This is a genomic window from Micromonospora jinlongensis (assembly GCF_013410645.1).
GTDB classification, from domain to species: domain Bacteria; phylum Actinomycetota; class Actinomycetes; order Mycobacteriales; family Micromonosporaceae; genus Micromonospora; species Micromonospora zamorensis.
The window spans coordinates 3,121,138-3,146,465 of record NZ_JACCHK010000001.1; the positions used below are offsets into that span (position 1 = coordinate 3,121,138).

At 71.2% G+C, this 25,328-nt stretch carries 21 protein-coding genes; 10 read left to right on the forward strand and 11 right to left on the reverse strand.

Features of this window, described 5'->3' with window-relative positions:
• Positions 1 to 1,188, reverse strand: coding sequence for a xylose isomerase (gene xylA / locus HNR22_RS13615; RefSeq protein ID WP_179780687.1), 1,188 nt, complete (start codon positions 1,186 to 1,188; stop codon positions 1 to 3).
• Between the two features lie 81 nt (positions 1,189 to 1,269).
• On the opposite strand from xylA, the gene HNR22_RS13620 reads away from it, so the two are divergent.
• Positions 1,270 to 2,508, forward strand: coding sequence for an ROK family protein (locus HNR22_RS13620; RefSeq protein WP_179780688.1), 1,239 nt, complete (start codon positions 1,270 to 1,272; stop codon positions 2,506 to 2,508).
• Between the two features lie 125 nt (positions 2,509 to 2,633).
• Positions 2,634 to 4,244, forward strand: a complete 1,611-nt coding sequence (locus tag HNR22_RS13625; RefSeq protein WP_179780689.1) for a SpoIIE family protein phosphatase — start codon at positions 2,634 to 2,636, stop codon at positions 4,242 to 4,244.
• 60 nt (positions 4,245 to 4,304) lie between these two features.
• Here HNR22_RS13625 and HNR22_RS13630 read toward each other — a convergent pair whose 3' ends face one another.
• Positions 4,305 to 4,952, reverse strand: a complete 648-nt coding sequence (locus HNR22_RS13630; RefSeq protein WP_343059813.1) for a MarR family winged helix-turn-helix transcriptional regulator — start codon at positions 4,950 to 4,952, stop codon at positions 4,305 to 4,307.
• 66 nt (positions 4,953 to 5,018) lie between these two features.
• Between HNR22_RS13630 and HNR22_RS13635 the strand changes: the two genes are divergently transcribed.
• Positions 5,019 to 6,149: a PP2C family protein-serine/threonine phosphatase gene (locus HNR22_RS13635; RefSeq protein WP_179780690.1), complete on the forward strand. Its 1,131-nt coding sequence runs from the start codon at positions 5,019 to 5,021 to the stop codon at positions 6,147 to 6,149.
• A gap of 9 nt (positions 6,150 to 6,158) precedes the next feature.
• Here HNR22_RS13635 and HNR22_RS13640 read toward each other — a convergent pair whose 3' ends face one another.
• From HNR22_RS13640 to HNR22_RS13675, 8 genes are all read right to left on the reverse strand, one after another.
• Positions 6,159 to 7,640 (reverse strand): exopolysaccharide biosynthesis polyprenyl glycosylphosphotransferase, encoded by a 1,482-nt coding sequence (locus tag HNR22_RS13640; protein WP_179780691.1) that lies wholly within the window; start codon positions 7,638 to 7,640, stop codon positions 6,159 to 6,161.
• Positions 7,641 to 7,852: 212 nt separating this feature from the next.
• Entirely contained in the window at positions 7,853 to 9,607 is a 1,755-nt protein-coding gene (locus HNR22_RS13645) for a substrate-binding domain-containing protein (protein ID WP_179780692.1), read from the reverse strand.
• Positions 9,608 to 9,765: 158 nt separating this feature from the next.
• Positions 9,766 to 10,803: a beta-propeller fold lactonase family protein gene (locus tag HNR22_RS13650; protein ID WP_179780693.1), complete on the reverse strand. Its 1,038-nt coding sequence runs from the start codon at positions 10,801 to 10,803 to the stop codon at positions 9,766 to 9,768.
• Between the two features lie 87 nt (positions 10,804 to 10,890).
• On the reverse strand, positions 10,891 to 11,493 hold the full coding sequence (locus HNR22_RS13655; RefSeq protein ID WP_179780694.1) for an ATP/GTP-binding protein: 603 nt from the start codon (positions 11,491 to 11,493) through the stop codon (positions 10,891 to 10,893).
• Positions 11,474 to 11,863, reverse strand: a complete 390-nt coding sequence (locus HNR22_RS13660; protein WP_179780695.1) for a DUF742 domain-containing protein — start codon at positions 11,861 to 11,863, stop codon at positions 11,474 to 11,476. Before HNR22_RS13660 ends, HNR22_RS13655 begins: the two co-directional genes overlap by 20 nt.
• Positions 11,853 to 12,275, reverse strand: a complete 423-nt coding sequence (locus HNR22_RS13665) for a roadblock/LC7 domain-containing protein (protein WP_179780696.1) — start codon at positions 12,273 to 12,275, stop codon at positions 11,853 to 11,855. The genes HNR22_RS13660 and HNR22_RS13665 overlap by 11 nt, the downstream gene beginning before the upstream one ends.
• A 12-nt stretch (positions 12,276 to 12,287) precedes the next feature.
• On the reverse strand, positions 12,288 to 14,702 hold the full coding sequence (locus HNR22_RS13670) for a sensor histidine kinase (protein ID WP_179780697.1): 2,415 nt from the start codon (positions 14,700 to 14,702) through the stop codon (positions 12,288 to 12,290).
• Positions 14,703 to 14,960: 258 nt separating this feature from the next.
• Positions 14,961 to 16,448: a catalase gene (locus HNR22_RS13675; RefSeq protein WP_179780698.1), complete on the reverse strand. Its 1,488-nt coding sequence runs from the start codon at positions 16,446 to 16,448 to the stop codon at positions 14,961 to 14,963.
• Between the two features lie 138 nt (positions 16,449 to 16,586).
• Between HNR22_RS13675 and HNR22_RS13680 the strand changes: the two genes are divergently transcribed.
• The 5 genes from HNR22_RS13680 (at position 16,587) to HNR22_RS13700 (ending at position 20,898) form a co-directional block, all read left to right on the forward strand.
• Positions 16,587 to 17,180 carry a hypothetical protein gene (locus tag HNR22_RS13680; RefSeq protein WP_179780699.1) on the forward strand — a complete coding sequence of 198 codons (594 nt, stop codon included), beginning with the start codon at positions 16,587 to 16,589 and terminating at the stop codon, positions 17,178 to 17,180.
• A gap of 11 nt (positions 17,181 to 17,191) precedes the next feature.
• Positions 17,192 to 18,208: a hypothetical protein gene (locus tag HNR22_RS13685; protein WP_179780700.1), complete on the forward strand. Its 1,017-nt coding sequence runs from the start codon at positions 17,192 to 17,194 to the stop codon at positions 18,206 to 18,208.
• A gap of 184 nt (positions 18,209 to 18,392) precedes the next feature.
• A complete protein-coding gene (locus HNR22_RS13690) occupies positions 18,393 to 20,051 on the forward strand; it encodes a sodium:solute symporter family protein (RefSeq protein WP_179780701.1) in 1,659 nt (552 codons plus the stop codon).
• 16 nt (positions 20,052 to 20,067) lie between these two features.
• Positions 20,068 to 20,376, forward strand: coding sequence for a hypothetical protein (locus tag HNR22_RS13695; RefSeq protein WP_179780702.1), 309 nt, complete (start codon positions 20,068 to 20,070; stop codon positions 20,374 to 20,376).
• A gap of 135 nt (positions 20,377 to 20,511) precedes the next feature.
• Positions 20,512 to 20,898, forward strand: a complete 387-nt coding sequence (locus HNR22_RS13700) for a hypothetical protein (protein WP_179780703.1) — start codon at positions 20,512 to 20,514, stop codon at positions 20,896 to 20,898.
• A gap of 119 nt (positions 20,899 to 21,017) precedes the next feature.
• Here the strand turns inward: HNR22_RS13700 and HNR22_RS13705 are convergent, their stop codons facing one another.
• Positions 21,018 to 22,793, reverse strand: a complete 1,776-nt coding sequence (locus tag HNR22_RS13705; RefSeq protein ID WP_179780704.1) for a glycoside hydrolase family 6 protein — start codon at positions 22,791 to 22,793, stop codon at positions 21,018 to 21,020.
• A 618-nt stretch (positions 22,794 to 23,411) separates the two neighbouring features.
• On the opposite strand from HNR22_RS13705, the gene HNR22_RS13710 reads away from it, so the two are divergent.
• Complete coding sequence (locus HNR22_RS13710) at positions 23,412 to 24,605, forward strand: putative sodium/potassium/calcium exchanger (RefSeq protein ID WP_179780705.1); 1,194 nt, start codon at positions 23,412 to 23,414, stop codon at positions 24,603 to 24,605.
• A 1-nt stretch (position 24,606) separates the two neighbouring features.
• Positions 24,607 to 25,305: a class F sortase gene (locus HNR22_RS13715; protein WP_179780706.1), complete on the forward strand. Its 699-nt coding sequence runs from the start codon at positions 24,607 to 24,609 to the stop codon at positions 25,303 to 25,305.
• Positions 25,306 to 25,328: the final 23 nt, after the last annotated feature.

The following is a 25,328-nucleotide window of genomic DNA, read 5'->3' on the forward strand; positions in this document are numbered from 1 at the left end:
TCAGCGGGCGCCGAGCAGGTGCTCGACGGCGAGCTGGTTGAGCCGGACGAACGCGAAGCCCCGGGCGGCCACCGCGTCGACGTCGACATCCTCGAACGCGGAACGGTCGGCCAGGAACTCGTCGCAGCTCTCGCCCGCGCCGAGCGTCGGCGTGTTCAGCTCGCCGACCTTGCTGGCGGCAAGTGCCTCGACGACCTCGGGGTCGGCGCGGAACGCCGCTGCCCGCTCCTTGAGCAGCAGGTAGGTGCTCATGTTGGCCGCCGCCGAGGCCCAGACACCGTCCATGTCCTCGGTGCGGGAGGGCTTGTAGTCGAAGTGCCGGGGGCCGTCGTAGGTCGGCCCGCCGTTCGGGCCGCCGTTCTCCAGGAGGTCCACCAGGGCGAACGCGTTCATCAGGTCACCGTGGCCGAAGACCAGGTCCTGGTCGTACTTGATGCCACGCTGGCCGTTGAGGTCCAGGTGGAACAGCTTGCCCTGCCAGAGCGCCTGGGCGATGCCGTGGGCGTAGTTGAGCCCGGCCATCTGCTCGTGGCCGACCTCCGGGTTGAGGCCGACCATCTCCGGGTGGGCCAGCTGGGAGATGAAGCCGAGCGCGTGCCCGATGGTGGGCAGCAGGATGTCGCCGCGCGGCTCGTTGGGCTTGGGCTCCAGGGCGAACCGCAGGTTGTAGCCCTTGTCGATGACGTACTGGGTGAGCAGGTCCACCGCCTCGCGGTAGCGGTCCAGCGCGGCGCGGACGTCCTTGGCGACGTCGTACTCGGAGCCCTCGCGGCCACCCCACATGACGAAGGTGCTCGCGCCCAGCTCGGCGGCCAGGTCGACGTTGCGCAGCACCTTGCGCAGCGCGTACCGGCGGACGTCGCGGTCGTTGCTGGTGAAACCGCCGTCCTTGAAGATGGGGTGGGTGAAGAGGTTGGTGGTGACCATGGGCACCACGAGGCCGGTCTCGTCGAGAGCCTTGCGGAACCGGGCGATGTGCTGGTCACGGGTGGCGGCGTCGGCGCCGAACGGGATCAGGTCGTCGTCGTGGAAGGTGATGCCGTACGCGCCCAGCTCGGCGAGCCGGTGCACCGCCTCGACCGCGTCGAGCTCGGGGCGCGTCGCGTCACCGAACGGGTCGCGGGCCTGCCATCCGACGGTCCAGAGCCCGAAGGAGAACTTGTCGGCGGGAGTGGGACGGGGTGCCATGAGCGACCTCCGGGGTGGTGGTGTTGTCCGCTATTTGTTCAGCCATTGAATTATTTGCTCGCCCTATGGCACTGTCAAGGGGTGAGCCTCACCCACGCCCCGGCCGGCGCAGTCCGTCAGGGCAGTCTGCGCGAGCTCAACCTCGCCCTGGTGCTCGGCCGCATCGCCGCAGCCCACCGTCCTCCGTCCCGGGCCGACCTGGCAACCGCGACCGGCCTGACCAGAGCCACCGTCTCCGCGGTGGTCGAGGACCTGCTCGCCGGCCAACTGGTCAGCGAATCCGACCCGGCGCCCCGCTCCGGCGCCGGACGTCCGGCACGCGGGCTGGTCCTGGCCGACCTGGGGCCGGCCGGGCTCGGGCTGGAGGTCAACGTCGACTACCTGGCGGTGTGCGTGGTGGACCTCGCCGGCCAGGTCCGCCATCGCACAGTGCACCGGGCCGACCTACGCCCGGTGGCTCCCACCGACGCGCTGGCCCAACTGGTCGAGATGGCCGTGGCGGCCCGCGACGACGCCACCGAGCAGGGCCTCACCCTGGTCGGGGCCGCGCTCGCGGTGCCCGGCCTGGTGGACGACGCCGGGATGGTCCGGCTCGCGCCCAACCTCGGCTGGCGCGACGTGCCCGTGCCCGCACTGCTCGCCGAGCATCCGCCGCTGGTCGAGCAGGTGCCCGGCGTCCCCGTCCTGGTCGTGGACAACGAGGCCAACCTCGCCGCGCTCGGTGAGCTGCACTCCCGGCCACCCGGCCCGTCCAGCTTCCTGCACATCTCCGGAGAGGTGGGCATCGGCGCCGGCATCGTGCTGGATGGGGCGCTGTTCCGCGGCGTGCGCGGCTGGAGCGGTGAGATCGGGCACCTTCCGGTCCACCCCGAGGGCCGTCATTGCCGCTGCGGCGGGCAGGGCTGCCTGGAGCAGTACGCCGGCCAGGAGGCGATCGTGGCCGCTGCCGGGCTGGCCCGGGCGGAGCTTCCGGCGGACACCGCGACGGCGCGGCTGGCCGAGCTGGCCGAGGCCGGCGACGCCGACGCGCTCCGGGCGCTGCACGACGCCGGGACGGCGCTCGGCGTCGCGGTGGCCGGCGTCGTGAACCTGCTCGACCTGGACACCGTGGTGCTCGGCGGCGGGTACGCGGCGCTGGCGCCCTGGCTGTGCCCTCCCGTGCTCGCCGAGATCGCCAGCCGGGTGCTGACCGCCGCCTGGTCGCCGGTCACGGTCCGGCCGTCGACGCTCGGCGCGGAGGCCGCCGCGGTGGGTGCCGCCGGCTCGGTGGTCCGCCGGATCGTCGCCCAGCCCGCCGGGTGGCTGGCCCGCTCCGGCTGATCGACACCGCGCACTGGGCGTCTGTCGGTGCGGATCGGTATTCTTTGCCCCTCAGCAACGATGCCGTGTGAGGAGTCGAGAAGCAGCATGCGCACGAGTCGTCAGACGCGAGCCGGCGTCCGGCGGTGACCACGGCCCGGCAACCCAGCGGCACTCCGCTGCCAGCCGACCCGCCGTTGGCCCGCGAGCTGCTCGACGGTCTCGCCGAGGCGGTCCTCACGACGAACGAGACCGGCCGGGTCACCCTGCTCAACGCCATGGCGGCGGAGCTGCTCCCGGAGATCACCGTCGGCACCGGGCTGTCCCGCTGCCCGGTGGCGGCCCTGGCCCGGGCGGTCGCCAGCGACGCCGACCGCTTCGACGCCGACCACCGCGGCCGACGACTGCGCGGTGTCCGGCGACAGCTCGCCGGCTCCCGCTTCGCGTGGTACGTGCGCGACGCCACCGAGGAGCAAGCCCGCGCCGACGCCCTGCTCGCCGAACGCTCCCGCACCGCGTTCCTCGCCCAGGCCGGCAGCCGGCTCGGGCTGTCCCTGCACCGGGACCAGGTGCTCCTGGCAACCACCACCCTCGCGGTGCCCTACCTGGCCGACGTCGCCGTGGCCCTGCCCCGACCGGCCGCGCCGGCCGAGCCGCATGCCCGCTGGATCCGGTACGCCGACGGCGAGCCCGCCCCGGTCAGTGGGCTGGCCCCGGAGACGCTGACCGACACCGTCCCCGGGCTCGCCGAGGCGCTGACCGGCGACCTCACCGAGCCGAGCCGTTGGCGCGACACCGAGCTCGCCGACCTGGCCGCCATGCTGCCGCCCGGGTTCGGCCACCCCGGCATGGTGCTGGTCAGCCCGATGCTCGGCGCCGAAGGGTCGGTCGGCGCTCTGCTGCTCGTCCGACGCGGCGGGCGGGCCGACTTCGACCAGCGCGACATCGAGCTTGCCCGGGAGTTCGCCGCCCGGGCGGGTGCCGCGCTGGCCACGGCCGACCTCCATGGCGAGCAGGCCCACCTGGCCCGGGTCCTGCAGGCCAGTCTGCTTCCGCCCGAGCTGCCCTCCGTGCCCGGCGTGACCCTGGCCGGCGGCTACCGGGCCGCCGGAGACAGCCTCCGCATCGGAGGCGACTTCTACGAGGTGTTCCCGCACCCGCGCGGCGCCCTGTTCGCGCTCGGCGACGTGTGCGGCAGGGGCGTGGGCGCAGCCGTGCTGACCGGCCGGGTCCGCCAGTCGTTGCAGACGCTGCGGCTTGTCGAGCAGCGCCCACTGGAGCTGATCGAGCTGCTCAACCGTGCGTTGTTCGACGCGCCGGACGCGGCGCGGCGCAGCCAGCTCACCACTCTGCTGCTCGGTTCCCTGGACCGCGGGCCCGCCGGGGTGGACGTCCGGATCGCCGGAGGGGGCCACCCGGCACCACTGCTGGTCACCACCGACGGCACGGTCACCCCGGTCCCGGTCGGTGGCATGCCGGTCGGGGCGCTGACGGCCGCACGGTTCGCCGAGACCCGGGTGCACCTCGACCCGGGCGACCTGCTGCTCGCGTACACCGATGGGGTGACCGAGGCGCGCGGGCCCCGCGACGCGGTGATGTTCGGTGAGGCCCGGCTGCGTGCGGCGGTCGCGTCGGCGGCCGGGCAGCCGCCGTCGGCGCTGATCGACCGGGTGCTCCGGGCTGTCGACGACTGGTTGGACGGGCAGGCCCACGACGACGTCGCGATGCTGGCCGTCTGTGCGTCGGTGCCGGCGTGAGCGGTTCCGGCCAGAATGTGCGCGACCCGCTCACGGCCGCACCAGGCCCGAGCGGCGCGATCAGGCGCTGCGCGCCACCGGTGGGCCGCCGGCCGGCCAGTCCCGGGTGGGGCCGACCGAGCGTTCCTGGGCACCCGACGAGCCTGCCCAGGCCCCACCGGTCTGCCGGGCCGGATCGGTGGGCAGAGACCGCCCACCGGGCCGGTCCGGGCCCGGCCAGTCCTCCTGCTCCGTGGGCTCGCCCAGTACCGACGTGGCGTCCGCCTGCTGGCGGCGACCGACCTCGTCGAATTCCCGCATCCCACGCAGCAGCGCGTCGCGACCCTCCGGGCTCATCCCGGCCAGCACGGCCCCGAGCTGTTCCTGACGTTCCGCCCGAATCTCGGCGAGGAGCCGGCGGGCCTCCGGGGTGAGGTGCAGCGAGATCTCCCGCCGGTCGAAGCGGCCCGGCTCGCGCTCCAGCATGCCGGCGGCGACCAGCCGGTCGCAGAGGCGGCTGGCGGAGCTGAGCAGCATGTCGAGCTGGGTGGCGAGCCGACGCAGGTTGATCCCGTCGGCCTGTTCCACCACCATCACGGCCCGTAGCTGGGCGCCGGAGACGCGACTGGCGGTCCCCTCCCGGGCAGATTCCCAGATGCCCAGCAGGCTTGCAGCCACCGCGTCCAGCGCGGCAGCCATACTCGTCTCGGGGTCCGTCGGACCGTTCACATCGGCCATGGTGGGCCGAGAATACTCCGAACCCGCTGGTGGTCGAGCTTTAGCAAGGGAGCGACGATGAGCGAACCGGTCAGTCAGGCACGGCGCGCCCTGAACCAGACACCGGCCGACCGGCTCGTCAGTGGCGTCGGCGACGTGCTCGGCCGGTCGTACGGGATCACCGACGTCGAGCTGTACCAGGTCGACTACCGGCTCGCGGAGCTCCTGCCGCTCGGTGACGGTGAGCCGATCGACAGCCCCGGGCACCCCGCCTGGCGGGCCTTCGACCACCAGTCACCGATACTCACCGACGGCAACGGGTGGTTCCCGGTCACCATGCGTGGCGAGCGCCGGGGGGTGCTGTGCCTGTCGCCCGTCCCGGACGACCCGGACGTTCTCGCCGCGCTCGCCGAGATCGCCACGGCGCTCGCCCACGAGGTGGCGGCGGTATCCGCCGGCACCGACGTCTACCGGGCGGCGCGGCGCAGCCAGCGCCTCACTCTGGCCGCCGAGATGCAGTGGGACCTGCTTCCCGGCCGCAGTCGGATCCGACCCTCGTTCAGCCTGGCTGGGCAGTTGGAGCCGGCGTACACGGTGCGCGGCGACAGCTTCGACTGGTCCGACGACGGGGAGCGGCTCTGGCTGGCCACCATCAACGGCACCGGGGAGGGCGTCGCCGCCTCCCTGCTCACCTCGCTGGCCACCCACGCGCTGCGCAACGCGCGCCGGGCCGGGCTGAGCCTGGCCGACCAGGCCGCCCTCGCCGACCAGGCCATCTACGACCTGTACCGGGGCGAGCAGCACCTCTCCGCGTTGCTGATGGAGCTGGATCTTCGCTCCGGGACGATGGCCGTGGTCGACGCCGGCTCACCCCGACTGGTCCTGCTGCGCGGCGGGGAGGTCACCGAGCAGCCCCTGGAGGCGCAGTTCCCGCTCGGCATGTTCGAGGCGACCGACTACCACGAGCAGAAGTTCCCGCTGGAGCGCGACGACCGGCTCTTCGTCGTCAGCGACGGAGTGCTGGAGGCCACCGGGCAGCACATGCGCTACGGCGGGACGGCACTGGACCGGTTCCTGCGCCGGACGGGGCCGATGGCGCCGCTGGACGCCGTCCGGTCGCTGATCGGTGACCTGCGCGCGTTCGTGGCCGGTGACCTGGTCGACGACGCGGTGGTCGTCTGCCTGGACTGGTACGGCCCGCAACCGTGACCGGCGCGGTCAGTAAGCCCCGCGGCCGTTCAGCACCGCTCCGAAGGTCTTCCAGAGGATGGTGAGGTCGGCGGCGAGGGACCAGTTCTCCACATAGTAGAGATCGAGCCGGATGCCGTCCTCCCAGCTCAGATCCGAGCGACCGCTGACCTGCCAGAGGCCGGTCATGCCCGGCTTGACCAGCAGCCGCCGGGCCACGTCGCCGTCGTAGCGGGCCACCTCCGAGGGCAGCGGCGGGCGCGGCCCGACCATGCTCATCTGACCCAACAGCACGTTGACGAGCTGCGGCAGCTCGTCCAGTGACCACTTGCGCAGCACCCGGCCCACCCGGGTGACCCGGGGATCCTGGCGCATCTTGAACATCAGGCCGTCGGTCTCGTTGCGGGCGGTCAACTCGGCGAGCATGGCGTCGGCGTTGACCACCATGGTGCGGAACTTGAACACGCCGAACTCCTGCCCGCCCCGGCCGACGCGGACCTGCCGGAACAGCACCGGACCCCGACTGTCCACCTTGATGGCCAGGGCGATGAACGCGATCAGCGGCAGCAGCAGCGCCAGCGCCAGCGACGAGACGGACCGGTCGACGAGACCCTTCACCAGCTTGCGTGCTCCGCGGAACTCCGGGGCCTCGACGTGGATCAGCGGCAGGCCGGCGACCGGGCGGGTGTGGATCCGCGGGCCGGCGACGTCGGTCAGCGCGGGTGCCACCACCAGGTCGACGCCGGTCCCCTCCAGTTGCCAACCGAGGCGACGCAGACGGGCCGCGGTCAGCTCACCCGACGCGGTCACCGCGACGGTGTCCGCGCCGATCGCGGTGGCCGCCTCCGGAATGCCCCGGAAGGACCCCACCACCGGCACGTCGCCCAGCCGCTGTGCCACCGGTGCGAGCAGCGCGTCCGGGATGCACGCGCCGACCACCTGGTATCCGGCGTACGGCTCGCGGCGCAACGTGTGCACCAACTCCAACACGTGGGCGGTGTCGCCGACCACCAGCACCTTGCGGGACCACCCGGCGCCCAGCGATCGGGCCCGGTGCAGGCGCTTGCGGGCGGCGAACCGCGCCACCTCAAGCCCGACGGTGCCCACCGCGAAGGAGATTCCGAGGAAACCCCGGGAAACGCCGAAATCGGCGATGTAACCGACGATGGCGATCGCACCGGCCAGTCGCAGGCTGGCGGAGCTCACCCGCCGGTACTCGTCCGCCCCGTAGCCGATCACCCGGTCGTCGTAGCAGCCGAGAAACTTGAGCGAGATCAGCCAGGCCAGCACCAACCCGGGGGCGACCAACACGTACGGGACGTCCGAGCCGGTCGGCTCGTTGTCGCCGAAGCGGGTGACGTAGCCGATGAGCAGCGCGATGATGAGGATGGTGGTGTCCAGCACCACCAGAACCCGGACGTAGGACCGTTCGTCGGCGCGCGCCACCAGACCAGCAGGACGGCCATTCGGCCCCGCCGACGTGGCGGGGGTCAACAGTGTCGCCGCGGTCACCGGCCCTCCCACTCTGTTCAGGATGGCCCCGGCCGACGGGTCGGTCCGGAGGCGGACCGACTATGCCGGAACAGTCGACATCCTGCCTTGACAACTATGACGGCCGATTGCTTCGGACGTATTGCCGTCACTTTTCTTCAACACGGTGGCCAAAAAGGGCCTGCCGCACCGGATTGACGGTACGGCAGACCCTCTGGCGTCTGAGCGCCGGATCAGCGCGGCGCCGGGGGGCGCCGGGCGATGGCGCTGAGGAAGATGCTGCCGATCTCGCTCGGGTCCTTGGTGACGAAGACGTCGCCGCCGGTCACCTTCGTGATCGACTCCAGCTCGGCCTTGCTGACGCCCTCGCCGATGCCAATCATGATGACCTGGACCGGTCGCTCCGGGTCGGCGAGCTCCTTGAGCTTGGCGAGCAACTGCTGCTGGCTGAGGCCGTCGTCCTCGTTCTTGCCGTCGGTGAACAGCACGATCGAGTTGACCCGGCCGGGCTGCCAGTCCTCCTGCACGGCCTGGTAAGCGGCCAGCATCGTGTCATAGAGGCCGGTGTCGCCGCTGGAGGGCTTGATGGTGGCGAGCGCCCCCTCAAGCTGGGCCCGCTGGCCGGAGAGCGGTCCGATCGGGATCAGCTGTCGGTAGTCCCGGTTGCCGACCAACTTCGTGGAGAAGGTCCACAGGCCGATCGACCAGGAGTCGTCGAAGAGGCCGAGGCCGCGGCGTGCCGCGTCCACGGTGACCTCCTCCCGGCTCCGGTTGTTGGCGGAGGGCACCGGCTCCTTCATCGAGCCGGAGACGTCGATGACGGCCAGCATCCGACCGGACTGGGTGGCGATCGACCAGCTGGAGACGACCCGCTGGATCGCAGCCGGGTCGAGGCCACCCGCGGCGGTGCCACCGTTGGCCGGTGCGGTCGGCGCGCCGCCGGACGGGCTGGGGGCGCCCTGCGGCGCCTTGAAGCCCTCACCCCAGTTGCCGTCCGGCGCGCGCAGCGACTGCGCGGCGAGCCGGTTGCGGAAGGTGGGGCTGGTGAGCAGCTCGAACAGCACCCGGGCCGCCGACGCCTTGCTCGGCTCGATGCCGGGCAGCACCGCGTACGGGTAGTCCAGCGGCATCGGCGCCGGCTCCATGTAGAGCGCGGCGAGCGGCACCGGTGGCTTCTTGCTGTTGTAGGCGATCACGTCTTCTTCGGACAGGGCGGCCGCGCCGAGGCCGCTGGCGATGGAGGTCGCGTCGTTGGCCGTGGGAAAGCGGGCCAGCAAATCGTTGCGGAGCGAGGAGCGCCCGGTGGCCAGTGCGCGAAGCGCGCCGACGGTGTTCTGCTGGGCGTCTCCGCCAGCGCCGTTGGCTGCCGCCGTGAGCGACAGCAGGCCGGACAGGCCTGCCGCGTCGCGGGTCGGCTCGACGATTCCGGTCCGCAGCGGCGTGCTGGTGTTGTTGACCTGCTTGAGCAGGTCGGTCCAGTTGAACTTCTTGTCCGGCCAGCCCAGCCGGGTCGCGATCGGCTCCGGCATCGCCACGACGATGGGGCTGCGCGCGATGGACGCGCCGTTGGTCGGGGCGAACGCCGTCGCGTCCTTCTTCAAGCGCAGCAACCAGGTCGAGGAGTCGGGCACCCAGACGTCAGGGCTGACGGCGGTGCCGCTGGCCTGCCCCACACCGGCCAGGACCGCACCGTGCTTCGCCGCCACCACTGCGGCCACGTCGACCGGGTCGGAGGCGGAGACGTCCACCCGGATGCAGGTGGGCCCCACCGCGGCACCGTCCTTGACCCACTGCGACGCGGCGGCGTCCACCGCGGGGGCCAGCTCGGAGGCGACCGCCACGGCGAGTCGGATCTCGCCCGAGCAGTTGGGCTGGATCAACTCCCGATAGCCGAACCATACGCCGGTCGTGACGACGAGCACCGTCGCCGTCGCGGCGGCGGCTGCTAGGTGGAGTTTCGAACGCATGCGATGGCGGCCTGCTGACACGGTGACCATCTTGCGTACAAGGTGCCCTCTCTGCCACATCCGTTCGGACTAAAGTTACGCAGGAGAAACAGTTGACCTCCATTTTGCGACACAGAGTGACGCACCGGCCCCGGGGCGTTGCCTAATCAGCGTCGCCCTCGCGTTTGAACGGCGCAGATTCAGGGAAGCACGCACGTCGGGCTCGGCACCAGCACCGGTTCCCCGACCGCCTCGGGCACACCGGTTTCGATGTCTCTCCGGAAAACGCGCACCATGTCGGCCCGCTCGTCGGCGACGTAGACGTGCTCACCGATCAGCGCGAAGTGCCGGGGCCACTCGCCACCGGTGTCCACTTCAGCCACCAGCTCGGGCAGCTCCCCGGCCAGGGTGAAGACCGCCAGCGTCCCCGCCCCCCGGTTGGCGACATAGAGGTAGCGACCGTCCGGGGCCACCGCGACCTCCGACGGCTGAACATGACCGGACCGCTCGCTGGCCTCGACCCGACCGCGCTGGTGCAACGCGCCGTCGTCGGTGAGCTCGTACGCGGTGACCGAGGCGTCCAGCTCACCGACGAGGTAGCAGCGTCGTCCGTCCGGGTGTCGGGCCAGGTGCCGGGGCCCCGTGCCGGGTGCCGTGCGGATGCGCGGTCCACGGGGCACCAGACGCCCGCTCGCGTCGTCCAGGTCGTACCGGTAGACCGAGTCGGTGCCGAGGTCCACCGCGAGGAGCGGTGCCCGGCCGGCACCCGGCGAGACCATGTGGGCGTGGGCGCCGTCCTGGCGCTCCGGGTCGGGGCCGTGCCCCTCGTGCACCACCAGGTCGGTGCGCTCGCCGGGCACGCCCTGCGCGTCGAGCGGGAAGACCGCGACGCTGCCGCTGCCGTAGTTGGCCGCCACCAGGTGACCGCCGTCGGGCAGCACCGCCAGGTGACAGGGCTCCGCACCGCCGGTCGACCGGCTGCCGAGCGGGTCCAGCCTGCCCTCCGACCCGACCCGCCAGGCGCTGACCTCCCCGTCCGTCAGCTCGTTGACCGCGTAGAGCACCGGGTGGGTGGGATGCCGCGCCAGGAACGAGGGGGACGCGGTCACCGCCACCGTGCCGAGCGGGGTCAGCGCCCCCGTCGTCGGGTCGCGGCGCGCCGCGACGATGCCGCTGCCCCGCCCACCGCTCTGCGCGGTGTAACCCCCGATGTGGACGATCTCACCCTGACCACTCACGTCCGACTCCTCCGCTGGCGTCCCCCGCTGATCCAACCAGAGGCTGCCCGCGTTGCCCGGCCCTTAACCGGCTTTCCGGCCCGGATCTCAGGCCGTCGGCACCGGCTCCCCGCGCTGCCGGGCCACATGCTCGACCAGAGAGATCAACACCATCTTTGCGGACTGCCGGTCCCGGGCGTCACAGAGCACCATCGGCACGTCCGGGTCCAGGTCGAGCGCCCGGCGTACGGTCTCCAGGTTGAACCGACGCGAGTCGTCGAAGCAGTTCACGCCCACCACGAACGGGATGCCCCGCTGCTCGAAGTAGTCGATGGAGGGGAAGCAGTCCGCCAGTCGACGGGTGTCGGCGAGCACCACCGCCCCGAGCGCGCCGAAGGCCAGCTCGTCCCAGAGGAACCAGAACCGGTCCTGACCAGGGGTGCCGAACAGGTAGACCTGGAGGTCCTCGTTGATGGTGATCCGGCCGAAGTCCATCGCCACCGTGGTGGTCGACTTGCCCTCCACCCCGGAGATGTCGTCGGTGCCGATCCCGGCGCCGGTCAGCACCTCCTCGGTCTGCAACGGGCGGACCTCACTCAGGGCGCTCACCAACGTCGTCTTGCCAGCGCCGAAGCCTCCCGCGATGAGGATCTTCAGTGCCAGCGGGATCGTGGTGCTGGTGCCCACATGGTCATAGCGCACGGAGTCCACTGACCACCGCCTTGAGGATGTCGTCGTCGGGAAGGATGCCGGCGGCCGGCGGCTCGTGCACCGCGACCAGGCCTTCAGTCAGGAGATCACCGAGCAGGACCCGGACCACACCGACCGCGAGGTCCAGCTCGGCTGCCAACTCGGCCACCGACACCGGTTGGCGGGACAACGCGATCAGCCGTCGGTGCTCCGGGAGCAGGTGCGGATGGCTCGCCGCGTCGACGTCCGATCCGGCCAGCACGAACGCGACCAGGTTGAAACCGTCGACGGCGGAGCGTACCCGCCCTCCGGTGAGGGTGTACGGCCGCACCACCGGGCCGGCGTCGCTGTCCAGCCACTCGTGCTGCGGCCCGGGCGGCTCAGTCCGCATCACCGGTTCCCACCGACGATCGGGCCGGCGCGGCGAGGCTCTCCCCCACCCGGATGACCAGCATCGCCATCTCGTACGCGACCAGCCCGATGTCCGCGTCGGCGTCACTCACCACCGCCAGGCAGGCTCCCTGCCCGGCGGCGGTGACGAAGAGGTACGCCGATTCCATCTCCACCACGGTCTGGCGGACCGGGCCGCCGTCCACGTGCCGGCTGGCGCCTCGGGCCAGGCTGGAGAAGCCGGCGGCGAGGGCACAGAGGTGCTCTGCGTCGGAGCGCTCCAACTCGGCCGAGCAGCCGAGCAGCAGACCGTCGGCGGAGAGCACCACCGCCTCCCGGGCGGCCGGGACCCGTTGCACCAGCTCGTCGAGCAACCAGTCGAGGCCGGCGCTCTGCTTCGTCGAATGCCGCACTAGGCGTCCCTCTCAGTCGCGGTTGGGGAGTTCGGCGGTCGTCGCCGGGTCGGTGGGGTCGGCCGTGGCCGCCGGGCCGGTGGGGTCGGTCGTGGCCGCCGGGCCGTTCGGCGCCGCCGGGGTGATCACGGTGGCGCGTCCGCGTGCGGTGCCGGCCTGGAGGGCGGCCATCACTCGGCGGACCTCCTCCGGGGACCGGGGCGAGGGGGTGTCGGTGACGGTCGACCGGGGCTGGGCGACGGGAGTGTGGCGTCGCACCCGGCGGGGCAGGCCGTCCAGCCCGTCGTCAGTCGTCGCGGCGGAGGATTCCGCTCCCGCGTCGCCAGTCCCGTTCGGCGCGGACGTGTCCGAGGTCGATCCCCCGGTGGCGGAGGCGGCCGGCGTCGCGACGGCGGACGAAGCGGGCGGGGACTTGGCGGCGGTCGGGGACGTGGACGGGCGGGTGCGTGCGCGGGGCACGCTTGCCCGGCGTACCGGGCGCGCCAGCCGTCGGCCCGCGTCGGCCGAGGCGGCACCCAGGGTGGCGGGGTCGGGGCCGGCCGGAGGCTCGGTGGTGACGAGGTCGGTGGGGATCAGCACCACCGCGGTCATTCCACCCTTGCCGGAGGGCCGCAACCGCACCCGTACGTGGTGCCGGGCCGCCAGCCGGGCCACCACGAACAGGCCGAGCCGCGCGCTCTGCGCCGGATCGAACTCGGGCGAGCTGGCCAGTCGGGTGTTGGCGGCTTCCAGCGCCGCGTCGGACATGCCCAGCCCCTGGTCGGTGATCTCCAGGGCGTACCCGTTGGCCACCTGCTCCCCGACGACGGTGACCCGGGTGTCCGGCGGGGAGAAGGCGGTGGCGTTCTCGACCAGCTCGGCGAGCAGGTGGATGACGTCGCCGACGGCCCGGCCCAGCACTCCGGCCGGCTGCACGGCGGTGATGTCCACCCGGTCGTACGCCTCGACCTCGGAGATCGCGCCGCGGATCAGGTCGACCATCGCGACGGGGTTTCGCCACCCACGGCCGGGCGCGGAGCCGGCGAGGATGACCAGGTCCTCGGCGTGCCGGCGGAGTCGGGTCGCCAGGTGGTCGACCTGGAACAGCTCGGCCAACTCGTCCGGGTCCTCCGCGCGCCGCTCCATCCGGTCGAGCAGGTGCAGCTGACGGTGCACCAGGCTCTGGCTCCGTCGGGCGATGTTGAGGAAGACCTCGTTGAGCCCGCGACGCAGGGTGACCTCGTCCACCGCGGCCTGGACGGCGGTGCGCTGCACCTCGGTGAAGGCGCGCCCTACCTCGCCGATCTCGTCGTTGCCGTATTCCAGGGGTGGCGCCTCCCGGGCGACGTCGACCTGCTCGCCTCGGCGCAGTCGGGTCACCACGTCCGGCAGCCGGTGCTCGGCCAGCTCCAGCGCAGCGGTACGGACGCCGCTGAGCCGTCGGACCAGGGTGCGGCCGACCCGCACCGCCACCAGCACCGAGATCACCACGGCGGCGAGTCCGAGCACCCCGGCGGCGGCCAGCCGGACCAGGATCCGGACCGCCATCGGCACTGAGCGGTCGGTGAGACCGTCGGCCTCGGCCAGCTCGAAGTCCCGTAGCTGCTGCTGTACGGCATCGTGGCTGGCCTGCCAGGACGCGGCGTCCACCGGCGGCCGGCCGGGCCGGTTGGCCGCGACCAAAGCGTCCTGCATGGCGCGCAGGCTGGTGAACGCCGGGCTCTCGGTCAGTCGCTGGTACGCGACGCGCCCGGCCTCGGGCAGGTCGGCCACGGCGTTCTCGGTGAGCCACCGCTGGTTGCCGATGGACTGCACGAGCTGGGCGTGTTCCCCGTCGGCGAAGCGGCCGACGGTCAGTACGCCGGCCAGCATGGCGTCGGTCTGGCCGAGCAGCTCCCGGGATCGGCCCAGCGCGGTGAGCGCCAGCGCCTGCCGGTTGATGTCCGGATCGGTCAGGGTGGCCATCGCGGAGAACGCCTGGAAGGCCGCGGTGACCATGCCGCTGTAGAGGCCGATCGCGCCGGGACGGTCCATCATCCGGTCGTCGATGAAGTCCCGGCCCGTCGGCAGCGCCGCCAGAGCGGTGACCAGCCGGTCGACACGGTCCTCCAGCAGGTCGTCGGCCGCGTCGCGCAGCGCCTCTCCGTCAACCCGGCGGCGCAGCTCGGCGACCGCGCGATCGGTGCGCTGACGCTGCTCGGCCAGGGCCGGCAGATCGGCGCTGCCGGCGAGCTGCACCACCGAGAGGCGGCGTTCCCGCTGCAACTCGGTGACCACCGCCTCGCCGGGACGGCCCAGGTCGTACAGCAGGGTGCGGGCCGAGAGTAGATTGAGGGCGGGCCCGAAGGTCAACGTGGTCGCGAAGATCCACAACGCCAGGAGCGCGCTCACCGGCGCAACGACCAGGGCGGTCAGCTTCGAGCGGATCGGCCAGTCGCGGGTTCTCATCAGACCTCGCCCGTACAGGGGTGGCAGGAGGGGTGCCGGCACCGCCGGGCAACGCGTCGGCCGGTTGCGTGCCCGGCGTCGACGTCGGGCACCAGCGCGGGCGCCTTGGGCAGGATACGTAATCAAGGGCCGTTGCACTACCGCCCGTCGCCTCGAGATCGACGCTCCGAGACGCGCCGCGCCGGAGGGTGTGGCCCTGCGGGCAGACGGCGAACGCCCCGCTGGCGGACCGGCGGGGCGTTCGTCGTGGTGGACGGGTCAGGCGTCGTCGGCTATGCCGAGGCCCTCGGCGACCCGTCGGCCGTAGGCGTCGTCGCACTGGCTGAAGTGCCAGACCATCTTCTCCTGGATCTGCTTGTCGCACTGACCCAGCAGGTTGATCATGTTCTTCACCAGGTCGTCGCGTTCCCACTGCGGCATGGTGCGGAAGCGCTCGCCGGCCTGGGCGTAGTTGTTCTGCCGCTCGATCGGCGCCCGCATGACCCGGCCCGAGACGAACGGTTGGTATTCCCGGTACGACTCGTCAGCCTGTTGCAGACCGGCCACCGAGGACGGCTCGAAGTTGATGTGGGGGTTGCCGCCCCGACTGTCCACCCCGTACGCCATCTGACCACCGTCCTGATTGGTGTTCACCTGGACGTCCTGGCGGGGGGCGTTGATCGGCAACTGGAGGTAGTTCGGGCCAACCCGGTAGCGCTGGGTGTCCGAGTAGGAGAAGGTGCGCCCGACCAGCATCTTGTCGTCGGAGAAGTCGAGGCCGTCGACCAGCACGCCGGTGCCGAACGCGATCTGCTCGTTCTCGTTGTGGAAGTTGCTGACGTTGCGGTTGAGGGTCAACAGGCCGACCGGGAGCAGCGGAAAGACGTCCTCAGGCCAGGTCTTGGTGTCGTCCAGCGGGTCGAAGTCCAGCTCCGGGTGCTCGTCGTCGCTCATGATCTGGACGTTCAGCTCCCACTGCGGGTACTCGCCGCGCTCGATCGCCTCGTAAAGGTCCCTGGAGGCGTGGCCCAGCTCGCGCGCCTGGATGGCGGCGGCCTGCTCCTCGGTCAGCGACTCGATGCCCTGCCGCGACTTCCAGTGGTACTTGACCAGGACGCCCTCGCCCGCGGCGTTGACCATGCGGTACGTGTTCACGCCGAAGCCGTCCTGCGTCCGGTAGTTGGCCGGGATGCCGCGCGGGCTGAACAGCCAGGTGAGCATGTGCATCGACTCGGGCGTGTTGGACATGAAGTCGAAGATCCGGTTCGGCTCCTGCCGGAAGGTCACCGGGTCCGGCTTCAGCGAGTGGATGACGTCGGGGAACTTGATCGCGTCCCGGATGAAGAAGACCGGCAGGTTGTTGCCGACGAGGTCCCAGTTGCCGTCCTCGGTGCGGAACTTCACGGCGAAGCCACGCGGGTCGCGGGTGGCCTCGGATGAGTCCCGGCCGCCGATGACGGTGGAGAAGCGGAGGCTGACCGGGGTCTTCGTGCCCCGGGTCTGGAACAGCTTGGCCCGGGTGTAGGTCGCGGCCGGCTCGTCGCCGATCGTCCCGTACGCCTCGAACTCGCCGTGCGCGACGAAACCGCGCGCGTGCACCACCCGCTCGGGGATCCGCTCCCGGTCGAAGTGGCTGATCTTCTCCAGGAAGTGGTAGTTCTCCAGCGTCGCGGGCCCTCGGGAGCCAACCGTCCGCTGCTGCTGGTTGTTGTGCACGGGGTGACCCTGCCGGGTGGTGAGGATCGGCTTGCTGGTCTGTGGGTGCATCACCCCACCCAACCGCCTTTTCTGGAATGAGTCAAGTTTCAGTGGGACGGTGAACTGCGTCTGTCGTCAGGAAAGTGTCCCGGATCGGGATTGGCGATCAGTGTGCGGAGGGAATACCAGGAGACGAAGGAGGAGCCCATGTCGCCCACTCAGGTAATCGTCATCGTGCTGGTCGTGCTGGTGATCGTCGCGGCGGCTGCCGTGGCCGTGCGGCAGCTCGGCCGCCGCCGCGCGCTGCGTAGCAAGTTCGGGCCGGAGTACGACCGGGTGGTGGCGGAGCAGGACAGCCGGTCCGCCGCGGAGCGCGAGCTGCGCGATCGGGAACGCCGGCACGCCGAGCTCTCGCTCACCCCGCTCAGCCCGGAGTCCCGGGCCCGCTACAGCGCCGCCTGGGAGGAACTCCAGGTCCGCTTCATCGACTCACCCGGCGAGACCGTCGGCGACGCCGACGAACTGGTCACCCGGCTCATCGAGGAGCAGGGCTACCCGACCGGCGACTTCTCCGACCAGATCGCCCACCTCTCCGTCGAGCACGCCCGCACGCTGAGCAACTACCGGGACGCGCACGACATCCACCTGCGCAACACCCGAGGCGAGGCCAGCACCGAGGAGCTCCGGCAGGCGGTCGTCCACTACCGGGCACTCTTCGCCGACCTGCTCGGCGAGGAACCGCTGGGCCAGCACACGCCCGACCAGCGCCACCACCCGGACCACGACGCCACGAGCCGCTGAGGAGGCCACCGATGCGCCAGGATGAGCAACAGGTGAGCAACGACCATCCGGAGGCCGTGCGGTCCGCGCCCGTGCCGGTACCCCCGGCCGGCGACCGGACCAGCCGCTCCGACGTCCCGGAGGACGCCCTCGACGAACGGGGCACCTTCGACGAGCAGACCACCGACCCGGACCGGACGAACGGCACCGAACGGGATGCGGCGTACAACCCGGTCGACGACGAGCGGGCCGACGACGCCGACCCTCGCCAGCGGCGGGACGACCGGTCCACCGACGAGGGCGGTTTCCACGAGCCGGGGCCGCTGCCGACGACGTTCGGCGCCACCACGGTGGCCGACGCGGTGGCCGCCTCCGCGCTGGCCAGCCCGCGCCCGCAGGACCAGCCGGACCCCCGGGCCGAGCGGACTGCCCAGCCGGGCGACGGCGCCGAGGACGGTGAGCGTGAGGGCCTGCGCGCCGACCCCACCGCCGAGCTGCACCGCCGCGACACTGATGTCGACGACGACGCGGATCTCGACGACCGCGCCGACGCGGACACCTCCTCGCGGACCGTCGTAGCGCCGGGGAGCACGGACGGCGCCCCCGAGCGGCGCGACGACCTGACCGGCGACCCGGACGTCGGTACGGCCGGCTACGGCAGCGCCACGCCGGAGATGGTCGACCCGGACGCGGACGGCGTACCGGTCACCACCGACGGCACCAGCACCTCGCTGGAGTCCGCCGGGACGTCGCGGCCCGCCGGGTCGACCGTCGCGGCCGAGCCGGCCACGCTCCTGGACACGGACACCGCGCAGGGCTTCCGGGACCGCTGGCGGGACGTGCAGCTGCGCTTCGTCGACGATCCGCACGCGGCGGCCGGCGAGGCCCAGTCGCTGGTGGAGGAGGCCATCCAGGCCCTCTCCTCGGCACTGGCCGCACAGAAGAACACGCTGGGCGGGTGGCAGGACGCGGGCTCGGCTGACACCGAGCAACTACGGATGGCGGTACGCAACTACCGGGACTTCCTGGACCGCGTACTGGGTCGCTGAGTCTCACGACCGACAAGGGGCGCTCCGGCCGATGGCCGGGGTGCCCCTTGTCGTCGACAGCCTGCGGGACCGCCCGAACGGAGCCGAACACGCCTCATCCCTCCAGGGGGATTGAAACCGCCCGTCGGGGGTAATACGGCGCGCGCGTACAGCCAGCGCAGACGTCGGCACGAGGGGTGACGGGATGGACGGCGACGGTCTTCGGCTCAACATGAACGGCCTGGACTACCTGATTCTGGCGCTGTACTTCGTCACCGTCCTCGGGGTCGGCTTCGCCGCTCGCCGGGCGATCCGGACCAGCGTCGACTTCTTCCTCTCCGGCCGCTCCCTGCCGGCCTGGGTGACCGGTCTCGCCTTCGTCTCGGCGAACCTGGGCGCGTTGGAAATCATCGGAATGGCCGCGAACGGGGCCCAGTACGGTGTGATGACGGTCCACTACTACTGGATCGGCGCGGTCCCGGCCATGGTCTTCCTGGGCATCGTGATGATGCCCTTCTACTACGGCTCCAAGGTCCGCAGCGTCCCGGAGTACCTGCGGTTGCGGTTCAACCGCCCCACCCACCTGCTCAACGCGCTCAGCTTCGCCGTCGCCCAGGTGCTGATCGCCGGTGTCAACCTCTACGCCCTGGCCCTCGTCATGCAGGCGCTGCTCGGCTGGCCGCTCTGGACGGCGATCGTGGTCGGCGCGGCGATCGTGCTGGCGTACATCACCATCGGCGGCCTGTCCGGGGCGATCTACAACGAGGTGCTCCAGTTCTTCGTCATCCTGGCCGGTCTCATCCCGGTCACCGTGATCGGCCTGGTCAAGGTCGGCGGGTGGAACGGTCTGATGGACGCGGTCGGCGACACCAAACTCGGCGAGGCCGGCCTGCACGCGTGGCAGGACACCGGCAGCACCGCCAACCCGCTCGGCGCGCACTGGCTCGGCATCGTCTTCGGCCTGGGCTTCGTCCTGTCGTTCGGCTACTGGACGACGAACTTCGCCGAGGTGCAGCGGGCCCTCTCGGCCAAGAACATGAGCGCCGCCCGGCGCACGCCGATCATCGCCGCGTACCCGAAGCTGTTCATCCCCCTGGTCACGATCATTCCCGGCCTGGTGGCCCTGGTGACGGTGAAGGGGCTGGGCGCGGAGAGCGGCGACCTCCAGTACAACAACGCCATCCCGCTGCTGATGCGCGACCTGCTCCCCAACGGCGTGCTCGGGGTGGCGGTCACCGGCCTGCTCGCCTCGTTCATGGCCGGCATGGCGGCCAACGTGAGCGGCTTCAACACCGTCTTCACCTACGACATCTGGCAGGCATACCTCCGGCCCGGCCGGTCGGACGACTACTACCTGCGGATCGGCCGGTGGGCGACGGTCGCCGCTGTGGTGATCGGGATCGGCACCGCGTTCATCGCGGCCGGTTTCAGCAACATCATGAACTACATCCAGGCGCTCTTCTCCGTCTTCAACGCGCCGCTGTTCGCCACCTTCATCATCGGCATGTTCTGGAAGCGGATGACCGCGCTGGCCGGCTTCTGGTCGTTGTTGCTGGGCACCCTGGTGTCGCTGAGCCTCTACCTGCTCTACAAGGGCGGAGTGATCGACTTCAACTCCGACCTGGAGGAGAGCTTCTGGGGCGCCGGCCTCGCCTTCGTCACGGCGGTGGTGGTCGCCGCGATCATCACCCCGCTCACCGCGCCCAAACGGGACGAGGAGCTGCGCGGGCTGGTCTACGGGATGGGCGGCATCGACCTGAAGGGCGACGTGCTCGCCGGGGACGCCGTCTGGTACCGCTCCCCGGTGCTGCTCGGTCTGATCGCGGTCGCGCTGGCCGCCCTCTTCTACATCCCGGTCTTCTAAGGAAAGGGGTCGGCAGATGAGCAACGACGGCCAGCCGGCACAGGACCCGCTGATCGACGAGGCGCAGGCGGAGCAACGGCGGTCCGCCGCAGCCCGGCTGTTCGACATCCGCCGGGTGATCGGTGGCCTCTTCGTGGCGTACGGGATCATCGTGACGCTGATCGGCATCTTCGACAGCCGGGCCGAGATCGACAAGGCCGAGGGTGTACGGATCAACCTGTGGGCCGGGCTGTCGATGCTCGTCTTCGGCCTGCTCATGCTGCTCTGGCAGTGGCTGCGCCCGGCGGACCCGCCGGCCCCGAACGAGCAGCAGCCGGGCACCTGACCGCCGGGCTCCCGGCCCCGACCGCACGCCCTCCGCACGGCCTGGCACCTGACCGCCGGGCCGTGCGGCATGAGCGCGGCACGAAGGGGTACGCGAGGGGATCCAGGCACCGTGTCGGACCCAGGAGGCAGCACCATGACCGATCGCGATCGCCAACCGCCGTTGGAGGACAGCCCGGAGGTGGCCTCGGCGGTGGATGATGACATCACCGTCTCGCAGCTTCGGACCGGAGGTGGGCCCGACCGGGACACTCCCGGCTTCGCCGAGCCCCGCAGCCGACCGGACGACCTCGCACCGGACACCGACGAGCTGATCGGTGACCCGTACGCTGCCGGCACCGGGGCGACCGGGACGGGCACCGGCGCTGGCGGGGACAACATCCGCACCGGGGGCGAACAGCCCTGGGAGCCGGAGGATCTGGTGATGGCCCGCGGGCAGGACCTCACGCCGGAAAACCTGGAGAAGGCCCGCCGTGACCTGGCCGAGCAGGGCCGGGCGGCAATCGAGCGCACCGTGCCCTGATTTGGCATGAGGGGGGTCCCCGACCCGACCAGAACGGTCGGGCCGGGGACCCGGGGGGAACCTGCCGCCGGCAGTGCCTCACCAACTGCTGGCGGCCGGTGGGTGCGGAAGCGATCCGGTCAGAGCGCCGGGTACGCGTTGCGCATGAGCTCCTGGAACTGGGCGGAGAACCACGCACCGGAGATCGGCGCGTCCGGCAGAGCACCCGACGGGTTGTTGCCGTTGCGGGCGTTGCCGCCGTACGTCGGGTCGCACATCCGGTCGAAGCCCTTGCCCTCGTTGTTCGGGATCTCCTTGCTGGAGCCGTCCGACTCACCCGGCGGCTTCACCCAGACGTAGGCGTCGATACCCGTCTCCGGGTTGGCCCGCGGCCGCTCGCCGATGCCGGCGCCGGACTGGTTGCACCAGTTGCCGAGGTGGGCCCGGCGGTCGATGCGGCCTCCGTTGACGTACGTGTCGACGGTCGTCGTGGCGCCCGGCCCGGTGGGCCGCGCGGAACCGCCCCAACCGTTGCGGGACGTGTCGATCAGCATGCCGATGTTGGAGTTGAAGCCGACCGAGACCAGCTTGTCGCGGAACGCCTGGGCGAAGGACAGCTCGTCGACGTAGAAGTTCCAGTCGACCCACTTGGACTGCCGCACCGTCTGACCGTTGACGTTGTCGGTGACCTTGAAGTACGGCTCACGCAGCGCCGAGTAGTTCGCGGTGTTGGTGATGAACCCGTGCACGTTGTTGACCGTGCTGCCGGAGGCGACCGCGGCGGTCTTCAGGATGTCGGCGGTCGGGCCGAAGTTGGAGTCCCAGCCCAGCCAGCCGTGGTGACCGGCGTCGATGTAGTTGTAGACGTTGCCGAGCGAGCCCAGCTTGGCGAGGGCGTAGCCGACACCGTTGACGTACGCGCCGTTGGCCTTGACCGTGTCGCACATGGCCGTGCCGCCGGGCTGACCGGACGTGTTGGTGACCAGGTTCGGCAGCGAGTCGATCTCGATGATGTTGATGATCCGCAGGCTGCTGTACTTCGACTCACCCTGGATCGCGGCGATCGGGTCGATGTACTGGGCCTTGTACTTGGGCAGCTCGTCCGGGCCCAGCTCACCGTTGGAGGCGAGCGCGGAGCAGTCCCGGCCAGGCAGGTTGTAGATCACGAACTGGATGTAGCCGGCACCCTGACGCAGCGCCTCGTCCAGGTGCTCACGCACTCCGAAGGCGCCGTTGGAGCTGCTGTCCGGAGTGCCGTTGATCGCGGCGATCCGGTCCAGCCAGACGGCGGTGGGGTTGTTGGAGATCCGGCTTCCGCCGGTCTCGGCGTCCGCCTTGGCCTTCCACTCCGGGTTCACGTAGCCGCGCACGCCGACGTACGGGTTGTCCACCTTCGTGCCCGGGGGCGGGGTGGTGGGCGGAGGCGTGGTGGGCGGCGGGGTGGTGGGCGGCGGCGTGGTCGGCGGGGGCGTGGTCGGCGGCGTGGTGCCACCGTTGCAGACCACGCCGTTCAGGGTGAACGAGGTCGGCTTCGGGTTGCTGCCGCTCCACGCGCCGTTGAAGCCGATGCTGGTCGACGCGCCAGTGGCTAGGGTGCCGTTGTAGGACAGGCTCCGGGCGGTGACCTGGCTGCCGGACTGGGTGAACTCGGCCGACCAGCCCTGCTGCACGCGCTGGCCGGAGTTGGGGAAGGTCCAGCCCAGCGTCCAGCCGTTGAGCGGGTCACCGACGTTCTTGATGGTGACGCTGGCGGTGAAGCCGCCGGGCCACTCGTTGCTCGTGTAGGCGATGTCGCACTGAGTCGCGGCCTGCGCCGCGGTGACCGGAATCGTCACCAACCCGCCGGCGACCAGGACACCCGCGCCGGCGAGCGCCATGGTCCGGCGTGGGCCGGACAGCCTTCTCCACACATTCATGCCACTGATCTCCTTGGGCGAGACCGGGCCCGCGTACGGCCCGGGAGACGGCCCGGTGGGCGTCCTGCACGGACGGCCTCCGGCGCCAACGGGAATCTTTGGGGGGCGCCCGACCCGGACGGGCGATGGTGGTGGTGGTGGTGCGCGGCCGATGCGTCGGCCGGTGGATCGGCGGCGGGACGCCGCCCGGCGAACCGGTGCCCTCGACTCCCAGCCTGCGCGGTGTGGCTCACCTCACCGCGTTGGACGATTCTCGCATGGGAGCGCTTCCATGGCAATGGCTCGATGCCTTGCGCGCGCCTACCGTCCCTCGATCCGTTTCGGACGATACCCCTGAGTGTGCTCGGGCAGCACGTTGCGGACCGGACCCGCCGCGACCGGGATGAGCCGAGCGGGTCGGGCACGGGGAGGCCGGAACGCCGTGGGCCGCTCGAAAGGGCGTCGCGCGCCTGAGACGACACTCAGTGCGGCGAAAGCCGCGTAGCACCCCTTCATCTCTTACTTGGATCAAAGGTCAAAACGCGAATCTTTCACTTCATAAGTCATGAAACCGTCTAACGTCGGTCTTAGCTCGGTTGTCGCCGGGCACAGGACAACAGGGATGGAGTGACGCAGGTCATGGCTAAGAAGATGCTCGGGAAGGTCGTTGCGGGCGCCGCGCTCGGCGGTGCATCGCTCCTGGTGTTCGCGCCGGGGATCGCGTTCGCCGACGGCCACGACGACGCCAAGGACCGCGACGGCAAGGTCTACGCCAAGCCGCACGTCGTCAAGGCTGGCGAAGAGGTCAAGCTCCTCGAGATCTGCCCGGATCGGCAGGAGCACGCGTACGTGTGGTCCAAGGTCACCGGCAAGGTCAAGCTCAAGCCGGCCCACGAAGACCGGGGCGAGGACCGCGAGTGGCGCGAGGATGAGAACTCCTCGGACCACGACAAGGGCAAGGACGAGCACGGCAAGGACGACAAGGGCAAGGACCACGAGGGCAAGGACGAAAACGGCAAGGACGAGCACGGCAAGGACGACAAGGGCAAGGACGAGCACGGCAAGGACGACAAGGGCAAGGACGAGCACGGCAAGGGCGAAGAGGGCAAGGGCGAAGACGGCAAGGACAAGCCGCAGCCGCCCACCGACGGCGCCCAGCCCGGCGGCCAGGGTGGCGGCGCTGCCGCCGACGCCTACGGCGACGAGGGCAGCAAGGACTGGAAGGGCGAGGAGCACGGCCAGGACGCGGACGACAGCCGCGACAAGAAGGACTGGGACTCCAAGGACGAAGGCAAGAAGGACTGGGAGTCCAAGGACGAGCACGGCTCGGGCGAGTACGGCTCGGACAAGGGCTGGGAGTCCAAGGACGAGCACGGCTCCGACGAGTACGGCTCGGACAAGGGCTGGGAGTCCAAGGACGAGCACGGCTCCGACGAGTACGGCTCGGACAAGGGCTGGGAGTCCAAGGACGAGCACGGCTCCGACGAGTACGGCTCGGACAAGGGCTGGGAGTCCAAGGACGAGCACGGCGGTTACGGCTCGGAAGAGGGCCGTTCCGACGAGCGCGACTGGGAGAAGGAGCGCGAGTTCGTCTACTACGGCGAGGCCAAGGTCGACAAGGACGCGAAGCCGGGCCGCTACGAGCTCAAGGGCTCGTGCGGCGAGGGTGAGCTCGTCGTGCTGCCGCACGGCGGTGTCGACGGTGGTGACGGTGGCGCCAGCACCGGCACCGACCGTGGCCTGGCCACCGGCGGGGCGGGCCTGCTCGGCGCTGCCGCGCTGGGCGGGATCGTGCTGATGCGTCGCCGACGGACCGATGGTTCGCTCGTCTGACGTGACGACGACACGGGCCGGCGGCCGTCACGGGAGACCGTGGCGTGCCGCCGGCGCGGCCGTCGTCGTCACCATGGCCATGATTGGCGCCGGGATGATCGGCGCCAGTCTGAAGGACACACCCGCTCCCCGACCGCCGCAGCCGTTGGCCCAGGCCGGTCCCGAGGTCACCGGGTCGGCGACCACCGCCGACGACGCCCCGCCGGTCGACGGGCAGCCGGTCGGAGACGCGCCGGCGGGACTGGCCCGTTCGGCGCCGACCAGCATCGAGATCCCCCGGATCGGTGTCGACGCGACGATCATGTCGTTGGGCACCAACCCGGACGGCACCGTCCAGGTTCCTCCGCTCGACCAGGCCGACAAGGCCGGCTGGTACGAGCCGGGTGCGAGTCCCGGCGAGACGGGCAACGCGGTCATCGTTGGGCATGTGGACTCGGCGGTGCTCGGCCCGGCCGTCTTCTTCGACCTCGGCGCCCTCACCCCCGGTGACACCGTCACCGTGCGCCGGGCCGACGGAGTGCCGGCCACCTTCACCGTCGACTCGGTGAAGTCGTACCCGAAGACAGCCTTCCCCACCGAGTTGGTGTACGGGCCCAGCGACCGGCCCGGCCTGCGGGTGGTCACCTGCGGCGGTCAGTTCGACACGGCCGCCAAGAGCTACCCGGACAACATCGTCGTCTTCGCCAGCCTGATGGCCTGACCGGAGACGAAACGAAACGCGGT

Coding starts and splice junctions, on each gene's coding strand:
- HNR22_RS13705 (WP_179780704.1), bottom strand. CDS start 22,793: ATGAATGTGTGGAGAAGGCTGTCCGGCCCACGCCGGACCATGGCGCTC.
- HNR22_RS13685 (WP_179780700.1), top strand. CDS start 17,192: ATGCGCCAGGATGAGCAACAGGTGAGCAACGACCATCCGGAGGCCGTG.
- HNR22_RS13690 (WP_179780701.1), top strand. CDS start 18,393: ATGGACGGCGACGGTCTTCGGCTCAACATGAACGGCCTGGACTACCTG.
- HNR22_RS13660 (WP_179780695.1), bottom strand. CDS start 11,863: ATGCGGACTGAGCCGCCCGGGCCGCAGCACGAGTGGCTGGACAGCGAC.
- HNR22_RS13695 (WP_179780702.1), top strand. CDS start 20,068: ATGAGCAACGACGGCCAGCCGGCACAGGACCCGCTGATCGACGAGGCG.
- xylA (WP_179780687.1), bottom strand. CDS start 1,188: ATGGCACCCCGTCCCACTCCCGCCGACAAGTTCTCCTTCGGGCTCTGG.
- HNR22_RS13675 (WP_179780698.1), bottom strand. CDS start 16,448: ATGCACCCACAGACCAGCAAGCCGATCCTCACCACCCGGCAGGGTCAC.
- HNR22_RS13680 (WP_179780699.1), top strand. CDS start 16,587: ATGTCGCCCACTCAGGTAATCGTCATCGTGCTGGTCGTGCTGGTGATC.
- HNR22_RS13700 (WP_179780703.1), top strand. CDS start 20,512: ATGACCGATCGCGATCGCCAACCGCCGTTGGAGGACAGCCCGGAGGTG.
- HNR22_RS13710 (WP_179780705.1), top strand. CDS start 23,412: ATGGCTAAGAAGATGCTCGGGAAGGTCGTTGCGGGCGCCGCGCTCGGC.
- HNR22_RS13670 (WP_179780697.1), bottom strand. CDS start 14,702: ATGAGAACCCGCGACTGGCCGATCCGCTCGAAGCTGACCGCCCTGGTC.
- HNR22_RS13635 (WP_179780690.1), top strand. CDS start 5,019: ATGAGCGAACCGGTCAGTCAGGCACGGCGCGCCCTGAACCAGACACCG.